Genomic DNA, 18,871 nt, shown 5'->3' with positions numbered 1-18,871 from the left:
TAAAAAAACCGACAGGGCGTCGGTTCAATAAGGGCCAAAGGTACAGAAAACGGTGCTTTTGGTGGCTGCCGCGGCCTCGCCCCGCCCGGTGCGCAGGTCAGGCCCCTCCGCCCAAGAGCCGTTCGTCTGTGGGGAAAGAGCGGCTTCAGGTCAATGCGTCAGTTTAACACATATTGATCCCACAAAAATAATGTGAATTGCCGCCTGTGCTGTTATATTTACGCTGCGAGGCGTCGGCATGCCGCCCCGCGGTTATTTTTCTCATTTTATCATTTCTCCAATACCAAATCTCTCCTGCTTATGTACACCTTGATGGTGATTGTCTTCATCCTAGGGTATGCTGCCATTGTATTTGAGCATCCGCTAAAGATCAACAAAGCTGCCCCTGCCCTGTTGACGGGCGTATTGCTCTGGACCGTTTTCATTCTCGGTACGCCGAATGCGGACTTTTTCGAGTACGAAGGCTTCAAAGAATTTTCGGTAGAGGCTCGCGAGTTGGCCAGTTCGATCGGGCAAAGCATCACCGACCACGAAATTTACAGCGAATACGTAGGAGAGCAGTTAGCACACCACCTTTCGGAAATTGCCGAAATCCTCTTCTTTCTGATGGGCGCCATGACGATCGTCGAGCTGATCGACATCCACCAGGGTTTCAAAGTCATCACCAACCGCATCAAAACCCGGAGTTCGCGCAAGCTGATCTGGGTCATGTCGCTGCTGGCCTTTTTCATGTCGGCTATCCTCGATAACCTGACCACCTCCATCGTGATGGTCTCGCTGTTGCGAAAACTAGTCCATAACCCTTCGCAAAGGCGCTTTTTCGCGGGGATTCTGATCATCGCGGCCAATGCCGGGGGGGCCTGGTCGCCCATTGGGGACGTGACGACCACCATGCTCTGGATCGGAGGGCAAGTCACGACGGGCAACATTATTCTGCAACTCATCATCCCCAGCATGGTCTGTCTGCTGGTGCCGCTGCTGATCCTTTCCTTCCAGATGAAGGGCGAGGTAGAACGTGCAGAGTACGATTACAAGCAGGCCGAAGACATGGAGCGCTTCAAGGGCAGCCGCCGCATGCTCGCCGTCGGCGTAGGGGGCCTGGTGTTCGTGCCGATTTTCAAAACCTTTACGCACCTGCCGCCTTACATGGGCATGCTGCTGTCGCTCGGGGTGGTCTGGATCACCTCTGAACTGATTCACATCGATAAAACCGAAGAAGAGAAAAAACCCTATTCGGCCATCCACGCGCTGGAAAAGATCGACACGGCCAGTGTGCTTTTCTTCTTCGGCATTCTGGCGGCCATCGGCGCGCTGCAAGCCACGCACGTGTTGGAAGGGCTCGCCCTCTGGATGAACGATACCATCGGTAACCTGGACGCCATAGTCTTGTCCATCGGGGTAGCGTCGGCCATCATCGACAACGTACCGCTGGTAGCCGCTGCCATGGGTATGTATGACCTGATTCAGTTCCCGACCGACGCCAAACTCTGGGAATTTCTGGCGTATTGCGCCGGTACCGGAGGCTCGATCCTGATCATCGGGTCGGCGGCCGGGGTCGCCGTGATGGGCATGGAAAAGATCGACTTCGTGTGGTACCTGAAAAAGATCAGCCTGCTGGCTTTGGTCGGTTACCTGGCCGGAGCGGGGGCCTATCTGGGCATCTATTACCTGACCCACGGGTAAGCGAGGCGGCCGTGCGGAGGCCTTGTTACATCTTTCCCGATAAAAACTTCTCCTGAGTACAAATAAGTCTCTATGACTTCTATTTTTGTGCAGCATAAAAAATTCTGATATGAGTGTACTTGTGAATAAAGATTCCCGGGTGATTGTCCAGGGATTTACAGGCTCGGAAGGGACGTTCCACGCCGGGCAAATGATCGAATACGGCACTAACGTGGTCGGTGGGGTAACGCCCGGTAAAGGCGGACAATCGCACCTGGACCGGCCGGTTTTCAATACGGTACAAGAAGCCGTAGACCAGACCGGCGCCAACGTATCGGTCATCTTTGTGCCACCTCCCTTTGCCGCGGACGCCATTATGGAAGCCGCTGACGCAGGCATCGGCGTAATCATCGCCATTACGGAGGGCATCCCGACCCGCGACATGATTGAGGCGAAAAAATACCTGCAGGGACGCGATGTCGTACTGGTAGGGCCGAACTGCCCTGGCGTCATCACGCCCGGCGAGGCCAAAGTGGGCATCATGCCCGGCTTCATTCACAACCCCGGCTCCATCGGAATTGTGTCGCGCTCCGGCACACTGACCTACGAAGCAGTGGATCAGATTACCAAAGCCGGACTGGGCCAGTCGACCTGCATCGGCATCGGGGGTGATCCGGTGATCGGGACGACCACCAAGCAGGCGGTACAAATGCTGATGGAAGACGACGACACCCAGGCCATCGTGATGATCGGCGAGATCGGCGGCTCAATGGAAGCCGAAGCGGCCTATTACGTGCGCGATCACGGCACCAAGCCGGTGGTAGGGTTCATTGCGGGTCAGACGGCCCCTCCCGGACGCCGCATGGGCCACGCAGGTGCCATCATCGGTGGCGCGGCCGACACCGCCGAAGCCAAAATGAAGATCATGCAGGAGTGCGGTATTTACGTAGTGAAGTCGCCGGCCGACATCGGCGAAACCGTCGTTAAAGCCATGAAAGAAAAAGGCATTCTGGTCTAATCCTGCCTTATAACGATATTCGAAAAGCCTGACGGAAGCGTCAGGCTTTTTTTATGTCCCTTCTGCGCCGGTACAGGCACAAAAAAGGCTGTCACCCAGTGGATGACAGCCTTCGCGTAAGCCGCGTTGCTTGTTATTTGTCTTATCGTTTCAGAAGTCGGAACGTCTCCGCGCCTTCCAGCGATTCCAGGCGGATGAAGTAAACACCCCGGGCGGTCTGCCGCAGCGTCTGGTTCAAGTCGCGCGTTAGTTGCGACAGTTCACCACTTCCCTGGAACAGCACCCGTCCGTCGGCCCCCACCAGTTGCACCTGCACGTCTTCTGCCGAGTAGGTACGCCCGTTGATTTCCAGCTTCAGTTCAGCCGCGCCTTCCAACGGGTTCGGATAAGCTTTGAGGCTCAGCAGACTGCTTTGCAGGTGTACGATGGTGCTGTATTCGAACCCACCGTCGAAGTCGACCTGCCGCAGGCGGTAGTAGGCCTCACCCTGGAAGCCATCGTCCGTAAAGCGGTAGTCCTGTTGTACGGTGGAGTTGTTTGCGCCCGACACAAACCCAATGGTTTCGAACTCCCGGCCATCGACCGATTTCTCTACTTCAAAGCCCTGGTTGTTGGTTTCCGACAGCGTCGACCACGTCAAGTGTGCCAGACGCCCCTCGGCTTTTCCTTCGAACGTCAGGAGTTCGACCGGCAGCGGGAGGTTGCTTTCGCCGAATGCGAACAGCCCAAAGTCGGTGATTTCTTCTACCAGCAGCCCGGGATTACCAGACATGTAGTCATACACCGTGGTACTTTCTGACTTCTCTGTCCAAGTAACGCCATTGCCCCAATAGGCGGATGGGTAGTCAATATCACCTTGCTCCGACCCCAGATAATATAGAATAAACGAGAGCGACTCATCGGCAGGGATTGGATTGGTTGAATTTATCTCCCAGGTTCGATTAATTATCGGGAAGCCCGCCACCGTCGTATCGACCGCCTCGCCCGTGGAACGCAGCAGGGTGATTTGTCCTAGATTAAACTCCCCATTGACATTGATTTCTACCCCTGCCCTGCCCATATCGACAATGCCAAAGCCAGTAGACAGACGCGAAACCGCCAGCTTGCCTAAGACATAGCCATTAGACGTTTCCCCTTCGATTATTGCTTCTGGGCCCAGCGTAACTACGTAATCGAAGTCCGATCCGGTGGTGTAGAGATGAACCGGGGTTCCCGAACTAGAGAATAGCGGATCAATGACCAGCGAATCAGTAACCGTTAAATTGCGATTTAGCCGCAGGCTGCCATTTCTTAATTTTAACTGTTGCGCTACTGCCACCCCCGTTCCAAGTTCACCTTCAGCGCCATAGTACTCGTAAATGGCTCTACCATAGGTGCGAGATCCTTCCACCTGTATATGGCCGCTGGCTTCGCCAGCCGCTTGCAGTGGCAGCCTGAATATCAGATGAGCGCTATCCTCAACCGCAAACGAACCAGGACCGCTGATTACCAGATCTGACATCCCGAAGGTAGCCCCTTTCTTGACAACGAAAGATTTCTGAATGGCAAAAAGGGCCGTGTTTTGCGCCACACTCGTTCCCGTTACTTCGATATTAACGTAGGTACGCGAAAGAGAACCGCTACTTCCTCGAATGGTTTGCGGAGTTCTGTCATCGCCGGCAAACACAATGGTGCTGTTACCCGACAAGTCATACGCACCCCCCATATTAGGTCTTATGCCCGATCCTGAAGTCCTCAGTCGGCTATTATCCAGCATAACCAAGCCCGTTGCCGCACCACCGAGTGTTCTGTCGCCCAAATTGAGTTCAGCGTTATCCTGAATGGTAACGGTTCCAAAGACATTCGGAGTAGCAGTACTGATTTCTTTAATACCTGAACCGGCAAAGACGATGTTCCCATAGTCTTTTCCTCCCTTCAACTTCTGGTAGCCTGCGCCGTTCAGCACCAGCGTACCACCCGTCAGTTCTGCGGAACCTTCCGCCTTGGGCAGCAGAAGTAAGTCAAGTACCGGCAAAGTGGTACTGCTACTGCTCGGTACCTGAGGAATTACGTAAAAGCAGTCATCCGAAAACATCCTCACATTTCCTACGCCGTTAGTTCCTCCGCCTCCCATCGCGTACTGTGTCGTTTCGGCGAAGGTTCCCTGACGGATTTCTAACAACCCACCGGCACGCAGGTTGACCCTGTTGTTCAGCGTAACGGTAGTGGGGTTATCGATGATGATCTGATTCTTCGTAGAGCTGTTACTAGGATTGTAGACTCCGTTGCCTGTGACCTGATTGGTCGTCCCGGTATACCAGAAGGTAGAGTTTTGATCAAATATGCGGTTTACATCCTGCGGGGAGGTCTGTACATTGCCGATTTTTCCGTTCCGGCTGATGCCATCCGGAGACGTAATCTTCAGAATTCCCCCGGCGTTGAGTTTAAAAACCCCACTACCCGTAACGATGTGGTTATTGAAATCCAGAATTCCCCCGCCCATCACTTCGACGCGGGCGTTGTTGTTAGCCAGGTTCACGTCGTTTTGCAACAGAACATTGGAGCTGCTTTGCACGAAGAACTTCAAACTGATGGCGCTTTGCGTCGTAGCTGTGAACAGGTGAGTCGTCTCTACACTGTCGATGTTCCGCGTAAAATAAATGCCGGAGCTATCTGAAGCGGCGGCGCTGCCCGACTGTAATGTGTTACCATTCAACCGGATATCCCCTTCCAGATTTATTCTGATCACCCGGTTCCCTGTGTTGGCGACCGAAGTCAGGCGGGTAGTTCCCGAAGGCACCTGCAAGCTTCCTTTGATCTGAACGGTGGCAGTGCCTGACTCCAGGCTTGTAAAGTCTAGCGACTGCGCGCTGGAAATGAAGTCACCGCCAAACTCCAAAAACTTGTTGTCGCCTTTCAGCGTCACTTTAGCGCCCTGCGTCTTGATTTCGAACCGGTTGGCCGTCACGGCCAGGGGCCCGAACGGAAAAACGGTCCAGCCACTCGTCACGTTGGTGGCACTGAGCGTCAGGTGTCCAAAAATGTAGCCGGAATTCTGCGACATGTCATCGTCGCTGGCAAAAAGCGTCCGTGCATAATTCCATTGTTGAACTTCTACGAGCGATCCCGGCTGAAAATCTTCTTCGCCCCGCCAAATGGTGCTCGAAGGCGTAGCGTCGGCAAAGTTGTAGTTCAGCCGGACAATTCCCCCGCTCTTCGCTTGAAAGACACTGTTGCTACTGATGGTCAGCAATTCATTCATCTGCAACACCCCGTTGTTCTCCACCACCAGACTATCGCCCCTGACCACGGTCGGCTGGTTGAGGGTCAGCGTTGCCCCTCCTTGAATGAAGATGCCTTTTGTATCAACGGAAATATCTTTGGTTACCTGATGGCGAACGTAAACGCGAGCATTGTCAGGGATGTTGGTAGTCGCGGTCCATGCGCCGCCGGTATACACTTGCCAGGTGTTACTGTCGTTCCAACTGCCGTTTTGCACAGACCGGAAATCTCCATCGTTCTGAGCCTGAAGCGTGTAAGAAAATGCGAAGAGAAGAAGGAAAAAAGGACGCGAAAGAAGAGAGGAACAATTTCGCATAAGCTAGCCGAGTTAGGTAATAAAATAAGGAAGGCTTACATCTATGCAACTCCATAGTCAAGTCACATACCGCCCCAAGATCGTACAAAAAAGTGGCATAATCAACGACAGCATAGCTATCGTGCTATAGAATCTCCAAAAAGCACCTCAAAAGAGATAATTTACTGTTGACGTAATGTTATTATCAAAAAAAGCTCCCGAATTGCTCAGGAGCTTTTTTGAATGGTATTCGAAATGTCCTACTGCTTGATCAGACGGATGGTCCGCTGTCCTTCCAGGGCATTGATGCGGATCAGGTACAAGCCGTTAGGTGCGTTTGTCAATTGTTCGTTGAGTCCCTGCACTTGTGCGTCCAAATCGCCGGTTGCCTGGTACAAGACCTGGCCACGGGCCGACACCAGCGAGAGCGACAGGGCCGAGGCGGTAGTAGAACGGTCGTTGAGTTCGATGCTCAGGCGCTGTCCGCGCTGCAAGGGGTTCGGGTAGACCTCAAAGCCAGGCAGGTTGCGGGTGCTGACGTAAATCACCGGGCTGTAAGCAAAGCCGCCGTCGAAGTCGACCTGCCGCAGACGGTAATACGCCTCACGACGGAAGCCATCGTCTACGAACTGATACTCCTGCCGGGCCGTCGTGGTGCCCATGCCTTTGACTACGTCGAGCACTTCGAAGTTCCGTCCGTCCAGCGACTTCTCAACTTCGAACCGGTCGTTGTTTTCTTCCATCGCCGTTACCCAGTTCAGCATGGCGATGCGTCCTTCCGTGCGGCCTTCGAACGACAGAAGCGTTACCGGCAGCGGGTTGTTCAGCGCATCGACGAAGCTAAAGACGTAAGGGGCGTTGGTTCCGAAAGGGAACTCGTTCAGCGTGTAGTAATAGTAAGGCGTATTCAGGAACGCATCGCCAACGGCGTCGGGATCGACCGTCCATTCAGTAGCCGAAGCCTGCGCGAAGATGGGCTGTACCAGATTGTTGGGATTCGACACCGGATCGCCGTTTTCATCCACTTGTCGGGTGTTCGGCCAGAAGAACGTGATGTCGGCGGTTTGCACGCCGGGATCGTTCGGTGGGTCGATTGTCCAGGTTCCCAACACCGCCGACGTCGTGACCGGTGCGCCCGAACCGTTGGGGCTCTTGGTCAACCCGTCGTTTACCGAAAAGGCAAACTGGCTGTTGGAAATACAGTTGGTACACTCGAGGTTAACCGGCATGTACGCATTCTCGGTTCCGATGGGAACGGCAACCGGCTGCGTAGCATTCGCCAAGGTCTGAATCACTTTGCCACCGTTGTTGGTAATGATGTATTTGTTGCTGGTCAGCGACCGGACCACTTCCTGGTTCAGCGTCAGGCTGTACCCGTTCAGGTAAAGGTTCGAGCTCAGGTTGAATTTCCCGGCAATGCTCAGGTCCCGGTCCAGCGTGACGTTACCATTGGCCAGTTGCAACTCGGCGCTCGGCGCGATGAACAGGGTTCCGATGGCCAGGATGCTTTTGGGCGAAAGCGCTTGCATGCGGATGTAAGGCGCCAGCGAAGGCGTCACCGCACCGAACGTCAGGCTGGAACCCGCTCTCACGATCAGGTCGCCGTTGACGATAAAGTTAGTTTTGGACGTGGTAAAGCTAACGTTCAGTGTAGCGTTACCCTGCACGATCAGGTCGGTCATAGTTACGCTGGGGAAACCACTCACCCCGTTGGAGATCGATACGCTTACGCCACCGTCGAAAATCAGGTTGGGGTACTTGCGTCCCGCCAGATCGGGCGCAGCACCGGCCATGCGGTAGCGGTAAAGCGCTTCCGCTTCGAAAACCACTTTCGACTTGGTGCGGTCGCTGAAGCCGAACGGAGTCTCGCCTGACTGCTGAATGTACGTCGAGCCGTTACGGAAGAGCACCGTGTTGATTTCGCCGACCGTGTTGAACGGACTGCCTTCCAGGTTCCGGGTCTGGAACACCGCGCCGTCGGCAAACACCAGCGCCTGACGGTTGGTGACGAGGAGTTTCACCAGGCCCAGTCCGCTTCCGTTCACGCCGCCGGCCACCACACGGCCGTTGATCAGGCCGGTAGCGCCATTGTCCAACTTCAGGTACATGGCTTTGGAAGGCGTTCCGGTTTCAGAGCGAATGTCCAGAATGGAAGTAGCGTCGACCGTAAGGGCCGTCGCGCCCGGGAAACCTTGGATGACCAACATAATAGGATCGCTGACGGCACCGTTCCGACGCGTCAGGTTCAGGCGGGTACCGTAGCGCAACGCCAGGCCACCGATGGTATCGTTGGCGGCCAGGTATACCAGCTGTGTAGCACCGTTGTCGAAGATGGCCGTATCGCTTGCGCCCGGCACTCCGTTGGGCTCCCAGTTCAAGTACGAGCCCCAATAATTGTCGTTCGCGCTGCCCGTCCAGCGGAAGCCTGCGGCGTTAGCGGCATGGGAGTAAAGCTGACATGTAAGAAGCATTGGCAGGAACCATGTCCACTTTACGTACTTTTTGTAGTCGTTTGTCATCACAATCTATGCTTAGAATAGAATAATACTATCGTTTATGGTATTCTCACTACTGTATAATCTCTGCCTCGCTTCATCACTTCATGGAGGAAAAGTACTATACAGTACGATTCGCTTTCTATACGGAGGATCGAAAATTAATGTTCCAATTGCAAAGATGGTAAAAAATATCGTATGTAATATAATGTGAACATATTTTGTCAAAATATTAATATACACCCACCGCTTGAGGTGCCCTTTTCGGCGAATTAGACGCATACTAATTCCAAATGTCTAATTTTGAATAGGACCCAAGGGGTGCTTGTTATTATCCCAAAAGCGAAGCACCAGTACCATTTGTTATAGATGGGGTACCTGAGGCCTCAGGCACTACACGCCGGGCGGCACAGCGCTGAAGGAAAAGAGCAACTATCCGTATAATTGCTGTAACTCTTTGATTTAAGGGCTAGTACAATAGAGTGAAGGGGGTTGCGGCAACGGCAGATAAACTTTGTGTACCTTTTGCCCGTGCGTTATGCCGCCGAGCCGTGGACGAGTTCCGCAGGCAACGGCGCGCCGCCTGCCCTGTGAGTCCAATCTTCTCGCACAATTTCTTTGTGAATGATCAACCTAGAACCTGAAACCCAAAACAAAAGCGCTCTTTCTTCTTTGCAATCCATCAAAGGCAAGCGCCGTGTTGTCATCGAACACGTCAAGCCCCTGATTTCCTGCGGGCGTTATCCGCTCAAACGCGTGGTAGACGAGAGCGTCCACGTCTCGGCTGATGTCTTTGGCGACGGTCACGATTCCGTCAACGCAGCGTTGCTGTTCCGGGCCGTCGGCGAAGCCACCTGGCAGGAAGCCCCGATGCACTTCGTTGCCAACGACCGCTGGGAAGGCTCCTTCGCCCCTGACCGCGAAGGCCTGTGGGAATTCACCGTTCAGGGGTGGATCGACCACTACACCACGTGGCAGAAGGGGTTGAAAAAGAAATTTGAAGACAACCAGAACATCGCGGTAGAGTTGCTGATCGGCGCCGAAATGATGGAAAAAGCCGCCAACGTGTCGGATGCGCAGCGCGAACAACTTTACCTCTCGGCTCACATCCTCCGCGAAAAAGGACAGGACGGGAACCTGGCGGCCGCCGTGGCCGAAGCCCTCAGCCAGACGGTTTCGCAAGCCATGCTTCTGTCCGAGGTCGACAAAGAAAACGCTTCGTACTACGAACCCTACGTGCAGGTGGAAGTGGAGCACAAAAAAGCGCTATTTTCCACCTGGTACGAGTTTTTCCCGCGTTCTGCGGCATCCGAACCCGGCCAGCACGGTACGTTCAAAGATTGTGAACGCCTCTTGCCCCGCATCGCACAAATGGGCTTCGATGTGCTCTATTTCCCGCCCATCCACCCCATCGGGTACCAGTTCCGGAAAGGAAAAAACAACAGCACCACCTCGGAGCCGGGCGAACCGGGCTCGCCGTGGGCCATCGGCTCTCCGAAAGGCGGACACAAGGCCATCGCCGAAGAGCTGGGTACGGAAGAGGACTTCGTGCACCTGGTCAATCAAGCCAAAGAACAGGGCATCGACATCGCGCTCGACATCGCGTTTCAGTGCTCGCCCGATCACCCGTACGTACAAGAGCATCCGCAGTGGTTCAAATGGCGGCCCGACGGCACCGTGCAGTATGCCGAAAACCCGCCCAAGAAATACCAGGACGTTCTGCCCATCAACTTCGAAACCGAAGACTGGCAGGCCCTCTGGCTGGAACTCAAGAGCGTGTTCGATCACTGGATTGAGCGTGGGGTGACGGTTTTCCGGGTCGATAATCCGCACACCAAGTCGTTCTACTTCTGGGAGTGGTGCATCGGCGAGATCCGCAAAGAGCACCCGGAAACCATCTTTCTGGCAGAAGCCTTCACGCGTCCCCGGGTGATGGAACGGCTCGCGAAAATTGGCTATACGCAATCGTATACGTATTTTACCTGGCGCAATTCGGCGTGGGAACTGAAGCAGTACATGACGGAATTGACGCGCACTGACATGCGCGAGTACTTCCGCCCCAACTTCTGGCCCAACACGCCCGACATCCTGCCCGGGTCGCTGCAACAAGGCGGCGAACCGGCATTTATCACCCGCGTGGTGATGGCGGCCACCATGTCGTCGAACTACGGCCTCTACGGTCCTGTCTACGAATTCGGCATCAACACGCCCGTGGCCCACGGCAAGGAAGAGTACCTCAATTCTGAGAAATACGAGGTCAAGCACTGGGACTGGGATCAGTACACCAAGATCCGTGACGTCATCACGAAGATCAACTGGATTCGGAAAGAGAACCCGGCCTTGCAGTCGACCTGGAACATCCACTTCGGCGATTGTGCCAACGAAGCGATTCTCTGCTACGGCAAGCGCGACGAGCGGACGGGCAACATCATCGTCGTGGTCGTAAACCTCGACCCGCACAACATGCAATCCGGCTGGGTTCGGGTGCCGGTCTGGGACCTGGGCATCGCGCCGCACACCGGCTACGTGGCCCACGATCTGCTCACGGAAGCGCACTACAATTGGTTCAACGAATGGAACTATGTGGAGCTACACCCCTACGGCATGCCGGTCCACGTGTTCCGCCTCGAAAATTATATGCCACGTTAAACCCCATCATCACCACCACACATGAGCCACCATCGGAGGGAATTTCTCAAAAAATCGGTTGTGGGCACCGCCGGTCTGGCGCTCGGCGTGAATGCCCTCGGCGCAAGTACGTTCGGGTCGGCGTTCGCTGCCAGTCCGCAGAGCTACCGTCGCATTCTGGGTGCCAACGACCGCATCCACCTGGCTGTAATCGGCACCAACAACCGGGGCAAGGCCCACATCACGGCCATCTCGAAAGGCAACAATGCGGAAGTCGCATACATCTGCGATGTGGATAGCAAAGTGCTGGAATCGACGCTGACCGAAGTGAAGCAGAAAACCGGCAAAACGCCGAAAGGCGAAAAAGACATCCGCCGTCTGCTGGACCAGAAAAACCTCGATGCCATCACGATCGCCACGCCCGAGCACTGGCACGCACCGATGGCGCTGATGGGCGTACAGGCCGGAAAACACGTCTACGTCGAAAAGCCGTGCAGCCACAACCCGCGCGAAGGCGAAATGCTGGTGGAAGCGCAAAAGCGTTACGGCAAGCTCATTCAGATGGGCAACCAGCAACGTTCCGCGCCGACGTCCATCCAGGCCGTTAAAGACATCCGGGAGGGCATCATCGGCACACCTTATTTCGGCAAGGCCTGGTACAGCAACAACCGTAAGCCCATCGGCAACGGCAACGAGGTGGCGCCACCGGCCTGGCTCGACTGGGAACTGTGGCAGGGACCGGCGCCGCGCGAAGCTTACCGCGACAACGTGGTGCATTACAACTGGCACTGGTTTAAAAACTGGGGCACCGGCGAAATCCACAACAACGGCACGCACGAAATCGACGTGTGCCGCTGGGCCCTGGGGGTGGACTACCCCACCAAGGTCAGTGCGTCGGGCGGGCGCTATCATTACCAAGGCGACGATTGGGAATTTCCTGACACGCAGGTGGTGAGCTACGAATTTCCCGACAATAAAATGATTACCTGGGAGGGCAAAAGCTGCAATCCGTTCAACTTCTACGACCGGGGGCGCGGCGCCACCATCCACGGCTCCGAGGGCACCGTGATGCTAGACCGCAACGGCTACTGGGCGTACGACATGGACGGCAAGCTGATCAAAGAAGTGCTGGAAAAAGCCGAAAGCGCCACCACCAATACGTTGGGCGAAGGCGCACTCGACATCTTCCACATGAACAACTTTTTCGACGGCATTCGGTCCGGGCAGGCCCTCCACTCCCCCATTGCCGACGCGCACATTTCCACGCTGCTGTGCCATCTGGGCAACATCTCGCAGTTTGTGGGGCGGTCGCTGTCGTGCAATCCGAAAACCGGCCACATCCAGGGCGACATGGAGGCCATGAAGTATTGGTCGCGCCAATATGCGCCGGGGTGGGAACCCAGCGTATAAACCCTAATGCCCCACTTCCCCGTAAGAAACTAACCTAACCCGACTTTAACTTTCCTCCCGTATATGAGCAAAGCGCGCAAAGAGAAGAAGGACGCGAATCTTCTTTGGTACAAAGACGCCATTATCTACGAACTTCACATCAAAGCTTTTAAGGATAGCAACGGTGACGGCATCGGCGATTTCAAAGGACTGATGCAAAAACTCGATTACCTGCAGAACCTGGGCGTCACGGCCATCTGGCTCTTGCCCTTCTATCCTTCTCCCCTGCGCGACGACGGTTACGACATCGCCGACTATTACAGCATCAACCCATCGTACGGGACGATCCGCGACTTCAAGAACTTCCTGAAAGAAGCGCACGCACGGGGCCTGAAAGTGATTACGGAACTGGTCATCAACCACACGTCCGACCGCCATCCGTGGTTTCAGCGGGCACGCGAAGCCAAACCCGGCTCGCCCTACCGCGACTACTACGTCTGGAGCGACGATCCCCACAAGTACAAAGACACGCGCATCATCTTCCAGGATTTTGAGGCGTCGAACTGGACGTGGGACCCCGTGGCGAAGGCCTACTACTGGCACCGGTTCTACAGCCACCAGCCCGACCTGAACTTCGATAGCCCCCGCGTACAGCAGGAGGTATTCAAGATGATCGATTACTGGGCCGACATGGGCGTGGACGGATTCCGGCTCGACGCCATTCCGTACCTGTTCGAGCGGGAAAATACCAACTGCGAAAACCTGCCCGAAACCCACGACTTTCTGAAGAAGCTGCGGGCGCACCTGGATTCGAAATACGACGACAAGATGTTCCTGGCCGAAGCCAACATGTGGCCCGAACAGGCCGCCTCGTACTTCGGTGATGGCGACGAGTGCCACATGAACTTCCACTTCCCGATCATGCCACGGCTGTTCATGGCGGTGAAAATGGAGGACCGGCACCCCATCATCGACATCATGGAACAGACGCCCGACATCCCGTCCAATTGCCAGTGGGCCATGTTCCTGCGCAACCACGACGAACTGACGCTGGAAATGGTGACCGACGAGGAACGCGACTACATGTACAAGGTGTACGTCCGCGACCCGATGGCCCGCATCAACCTGGGCATCCGCCACCGCCTGGCTCCGCTGCTGGAAAACGACCGGCGGAAGATCGAGCTGATGAACGTGCTGCTCTTCTCACTGCCCGGCACGCCGGTGTTGTATTACGGCGACGAAATTGGGATGGGCGACAACTATTACCTGGGTGACCGCGACGGCGTACGGACGCCAATGCAGTGGAACGCCGACCGCAACGCCGGTTTTTCGGACGCCAATCCGCAGCAGTTGTACCTGCCGGTAATTCTCGACCCGGAATACCAGTACGAGTCGGTCAACGTCGAAAACCAGCAGCGCAATCAGAACTCGCTGTTTTGGTGGATGAAGCGCAGCATCGAGATGCGGAAACGCCACGTGGCCTTCGGGCGGGGCGACATTCGCTTCTTGCAAACCAGCAACGCCAAGGTGCTGGCCTTTGTCCGCTGTTACGAAGATGAAGCCATTCTGGTGGTCGTCAACCTTTCGCGCTTTGCCGAAGCGGTAGACCTCGACATTCCGGAGTTCAAGGGCTACGTGCCGCACGAGATCTTCAGCAAAAACAAGTTCCCTTACATCACCCGCGACCAATACCCGCTGACGCTGGCTCCTTTCGGCTATTTCTGGTTCCAACTGAAAACCGAGCGGGCCGGCCTAGAAGCCGAATCGCTGGGAGCGGAACCGATGCTGGAGCTGGACCGCTGGGAAACCATTTTTGACGAAGGAAGCCGTCGTGTGCTGGTGGAAGAGATTCTGCCGACCTACCTGTTCCGTTGCCGTTGGTTCGGGGGCAAAGCTCGCGTCGTACAGAAGATGGACATCCTCGAACTGCTGCCCATGGGCGACAAGGGCGAGCAGATGGCGCTGGCCATCCTCGAAGTCACCTACAACGAAGGGCTGCCCGAACTTTACCAGCTTCCGCTGTCGGTCGCTGCGAACGAGAGCCGGGTGGAGCAGTTGCAGGAACAGTCGCCTCAGGCGCTGATCGCGCCGATTGCGGTCCGAGGTTTCAACACCATGTTGTACGACGGGGTTTACGACGAAGCCTTCCGGCAGTACCTGTTCAAAGGGCTGACCAAGCGGCGGCGGGTTAAACTGGATGGCAGTGAGCTGGTGTTCAGTGCGGCCAAGCAAGTGGGCCGCAACGAAGCCGTCGGCATGGCGCGCTCGCGGGTCCTGAGTGCCGAACAGAGCAATACGTCCATTATCTATCAGGACAAGTACTTCCTGAAGATCTACCGCAAGCTGGACCATACGATCAACCCCGACCTGGAAATTACGCGGTTCCTGACCGAAAAGGCGGGCTTCCCCAACACGCCGAAGTTCCTCGGCTCAGCTGAGTTACAACGCGGTAAAGCCGCCATCGTGCTGGCGATGATGCAGGAACTGGCGTCGAATCAGGGCGATGCCTGGACGTACTTCAACGATTCGCTGCGGCGCTATTTCGAACGTGTGATCGCCGTCAGTGAAAAAACCAAAGTTCCGCCGCTGATCGGCAGCCTGACCGAGCCCGCCTCGTTCGAGGAGATGCCCGAAGTGCTGAAAAACATCATCGGCGGCGCTTATGTGGAGCGGGTGGGTCTGCTGGCCCAACGCACGGCCGAAATGCACATCGCGCTGGCCTCGCGTCCGAAAGACGAGGGTTTCGAGCCGGATGCTTTCTCGCTCCACTACCAGCGGTCGCTCTACTCGTCGCTGCAAGGTCTGGTGAAGAACAACTATGCCAGCCTGAAGAAGCAGCTTTCCAAGTTGCCCGAAGCCTGGGTAGACGATGCCAAGGCGGTGTTGGCCACGCGCGAAGAAGCCCTGGCCACCATGAAGCGCATCTACAGCCATAAGTTCGAAGCGATGAAAATCCGCAACCACGGCGACTACCACCTGGGGCAGGTGCTGTTTACGGGGAAAGATTTCGTCATCATCGACTTCGAAGGCGAACCTGCCCGGTCGTTCTCGGAACGCCGCCTGAAGCGCTCCCCGCTGCGCGACGTGGCCGGCATGATTCGCTCGTTCCACTATGCCGCCTACAACGCGCTGTTCCAGCAGGAGAGCGCCAACCAGTCGGAGTTCGAGCCCTGGGCCGAACAGTGGTACCATTACATCAGCGGCTTCTTCATGCGCCGTTACCTGAAGGCCGTGCAGGGCTACGACTTCATTCCCGAAGACAAGGACGATCTCAATCTGCTGCTGCAGATTTTCCTTCTGGAAAAAGCGGTTTACGAACTGGGCTACGAACTGAACAACCGCCCCAACTGGGTGGGCATTCCGCTGCGTGGCATTCGGAAGCTGCTGGAAGATTCGAAAAACGAAGAGTAGTCTCTCCTCGTAGTTACAGAAAAGAAGACTTTAACTTATGCCTGATAAGAAACCTGATTCTAAGAAAGTTGCAAAGGAAGTTAAACCCAAGCTGACGCCCGACAAAAAACCGGCCGCTACCAAGGCCGCTACCCAATCGGCGTCCGCCCAAGCCAAACCGACGAGCACCAAAGCCAAGGCTTCGGCTCCGTCGGCCAAGGCCGAACCTGCTCCGGCCAAAACGGAAGCTGCGGCAGCACCGGTCAAGAAGGCGGCCCCCAAGCCCAAGGCTCCGGCCCAAAAGGCACCCGCAGCGGAATCCAAGGCAGTCGAAGCGCCCAAGGCCACTAAACCGGTAGCCGCCAAACCGGCTGCAAAAAAGGCAAAGGCCAGCGCCACACCGGCCAAACAAGGGGCCTCTGCGGCTGCGGCAACTTCGGCCAAGCCTGCGGCAAAAAAGTCGGCGACCAAGGCGAAAAAAGCGCCAAAGGCGACCTCAACTTCAGCATCGGTTTCTCAGGAGGAAGACAAAAACGCTATGAATTCATCAACCGACATTTCTCTCGAAAGCGGAGCCGATACCCATGCTACCCCAGCCAAACCCGAAAACGTCACGGAAGTCCCGACCGGGGCACCGACCCACGAGGTGACGCACGCGCCGGCGCAGTACGATCTTTCGCTGCTGACCGACATGGACATCCACCTGTTCCGGGAAGGGCGACACTTCAAGCTCTACGAAAAGCTGGGGGCGCACATTATGGAGCACAACGGTGTGAAAGGGACTTACTTCGCCGTGTGGGCACCCAACGCGCACTACGTTTCTGTGATCGGGGATTTCAACAACTGGGACGCCGGTGCCCACCCGATGGGCGGTCGTCAGGACGACGATTCCGGCATCTGGGAAGTCTTTATTCCCGAAGTGCAGCACGGCTCGCTTTACAAGTACCACATTGCGTCGAAATACAACGGCTATACGGTCGACAAAACCGATCCGTATGCCTTCTGGCGTGAGATTCCGCCGGGCACGGCGTCCATCGTCTGGGACATGGCCTACGACTGGAACGACCAGGCGTGGATGCAGGAGCGCGACGCGCGCGCCGGGCAGTCTCAACCGATGTCCGTTTACGAAATGCACCTGGGCTCGTGGAAACGCGTTCCGGAAGAGGGCTTCCGCTCGCTCAGCTACCGCGAACTGGCTGCGCAACTCCCGGCCTACCTGAAGGAAATGGGCTTCACCCACGTGGAGTTTATGCCCATCATGGAGCACCCGTTCCACGGCTCGTGGGGGTATCAGGTAACGGGCTACTACGCCGTTTCGAGCCGCTACGGCACGCCCCAGGATTTTATGTACCTTGTGGATGCCCTGCACAAGGAAGGCATCGGCGTGATTCTCGACTGGGTTCCGTCGCACTTCCCGACCGACCTGCACGGCCCGATTTATTTCGACGGCACACACCTGTTCGAGCACGCCGACCCACGTGAGGGCTACCACCCCGACTGGAACAGCGCCATCTTCAACTACGGACGCAACGAGGTCAAAGCTTTCCTGATCTCCAACGCCTTGTTCTGGCTGGACAAGTACCACGCCGATGGCCTGCGGGTCGATGCGGTGGCGTCGATGCTGTACCGCGACTACTCGCGCAAAGAAGGCGAGTGGATTCCGAACAAATACGGCGGACGCGAAAACCTGGAGGCCATTCAGTTCCTGCAGGAGTTCAACGTTGCCGTGTACGAGAATTTCCCCAGTGTGCACACCATCGCCGAGGAATCGACCGCTTACGCGGGAGTTTCGCACCCGACCTACAACGGTGGCCTTGGGTTCGGCATGAAGTGGATGATGGGCTGGATGCACGATACGCTGTCGTATTTCAAGGAAGATCCCATCAACCGGAGCCATCACCACAACACGATTACGTTCAGCACGGTGTATGGCTTCTCAGAGAATTTTATGCTTCCCCTGTCGCACGACGAAGTGGTGTACGGCAAACAGCCGCTCATCTACAAAATGCCCGGCGACGACTGGCAGAAGTTCGCGAACCTGCGCAATCTGTACGGCTACATGTACGGCCACCCCGGCACCAAGCTGCTCTTTATGGGCGCTGAGTTTGGCGATACGAGCGAGTGGAACCACGACGGTACCCTCAACTGGCACCTTTTGGAGTACGACAACCATAAGGGGTTGCGGAACTGGCTGAAAGACGTCAACAAAGTCTACCAGCAGGAGAAGGCGTTGTACGAACTTCCGTTCGATCCGTCCGGATTCGAGTGGGTCGATATTTCCGATCACAACAACAGCGTGATCGCCTTCCTGCGGAAGAGTAAGGATGGTGCGGAGAAGATCATGGTGGTGTGCAACTTCACGCCCGTTCCGCGCGATAACTACCGCCTCGGCTCGCCCGAAGCCGGTACCTGGACGGAGCTTCTGAACAGCGATAACCACGATTACGGGGGCAGCGGAGTCAATAACCCCTACCCCATTCATACGGAAGCCATCAACAAGCATGGCCGCCCGCACTCGCTGTCGCTCACGCTCTCGCCGTTGGGCGTATCGTACCTGAAGTTTCAGGCCGACTAAGCCTTTAGGAAGAAACACTTTTGAAAGGCCTGCGCGCTCGCGCAGGCCTTTTTTGTAAGTCAGAAATTATAGGTCAGGCTGAGAGACGTCCGCCCGTCAGACCGCAATTCGATCATGTCCTCGCTGTTGAAGCGCTGCCAGACCGGCGTTTTGTACCC

Annotated in this window: 8 protein-coding genes; 6 read left to right on the top strand and 2 right to left on the bottom strand. The window is 56.0% G+C overall.

Annotated features, from left to right (window positions below; genetic code table 11):
* Positions 1–300 precede the first annotated feature (300 nt).
* Together nhaD and sucD are read left to right on the top strand one after the other, a co-directional pair.
* Positions 301–1,683 (top strand): sodium:proton antiporter NhaD, encoded by a 1,383-nt coding sequence (gene nhaD / locus BLR44_RS20005; protein ID WP_089685434.1) that lies wholly within the window; start codon positions 301–303, stop codon positions 1,681–1,683.
* 109 nt (positions 1,684–1,792) lie between these two features.
* Positions 1,793–2,680 (top strand): succinate--CoA ligase subunit alpha, encoded by an 888-nt coding sequence (sucD, locus tag BLR44_RS20000; protein WP_089685432.1) that lies wholly within the window; start codon positions 1,793–1,795, stop codon positions 2,678–2,680.
* 142 nt (positions 2,681–2,822) lie between these two features.
* On the opposite strand, the gene BLR44_RS19995 is transcribed toward sucD, so the two are convergent.
* Both BLR44_RS19995 and BLR44_RS19990 read right to left on the bottom strand, forming a co-directional pair.
* Positions 2,823–6,158, bottom strand: a complete 3,336-nt coding sequence (locus BLR44_RS19995) for a T9SS type A sorting domain-containing protein (RefSeq protein WP_089685430.1) — start codon at positions 6,156–6,158, stop codon at positions 2,823–2,825.
* 338 nt (positions 6,159–6,496) lie between these two features.
* A complete protein-coding gene (locus tag BLR44_RS19990) occupies positions 6,497–8,707 on the bottom strand; it encodes a T9SS type A sorting domain-containing protein (RefSeq protein WP_176956135.1) in 2,211 nt (736 codons plus the stop codon).
* 648 nt (positions 8,708–9,355) lie between these two features.
* On the opposite strand from BLR44_RS19990, the gene BLR44_RS19985 reads away from it, so the two are divergent.
* The 4 genes from BLR44_RS19985 (at position 9,356) to glgB (ending at position 18,713) form a co-directional block, all read left to right on the top strand.
* Complete coding sequence (locus tag BLR44_RS19985) at positions 9,356–11,380, top strand: alpha-1,4-glucan--maltose-1-phosphate maltosyltransferase (RefSeq protein WP_245706120.1); 2,025 nt, start codon at positions 9,356–9,358, stop codon at positions 11,378–11,380.
* Positions 11,381–11,401: 21 nt separating this feature from the next.
* Positions 11,402–12,769: a Gfo/Idh/MocA family protein gene (locus tag BLR44_RS19980; protein WP_089685426.1), complete on the top strand. Its 1,368-nt coding sequence runs from the start codon at positions 11,402–11,404 to the stop codon at positions 12,767–12,769.
* A 63-nt stretch (positions 12,770–12,832) separates the two neighbouring features.
* On the top strand, positions 12,833–16,159 hold the full coding sequence (gene treS / locus BLR44_RS19975; RefSeq protein WP_089685424.1) for a maltose alpha-D-glucosyltransferase: 3,327 nt from the start codon (positions 12,833–12,835) through the stop codon (positions 16,157–16,159).
* A gap of 37 nt (positions 16,160–16,196) precedes the next feature.
* Complete coding sequence (gene glgB, locus BLR44_RS19970; RefSeq protein WP_176956134.1) at positions 16,197–18,713, top strand: 1,4-alpha-glucan branching protein GlgB; 2,517 nt, start codon at positions 16,197–16,199, stop codon at positions 18,711–18,713.
* Positions 18,714–18,871 lie beyond the last annotated feature (158 nt).

It is taken from the genome of Catalinimonas alkaloidigena, assembly GCF_900100765.1.
Lineage (GTDB): Bacteria > Bacteroidota > Bacteroidia > Cytophagales > Flexibacteraceae > Mooreia > Mooreia alkaloidigena.
Note: the sequence above shows the minus strand (reverse complement) of the source record. Positions and strands in the feature narration are given on the sequence as shown.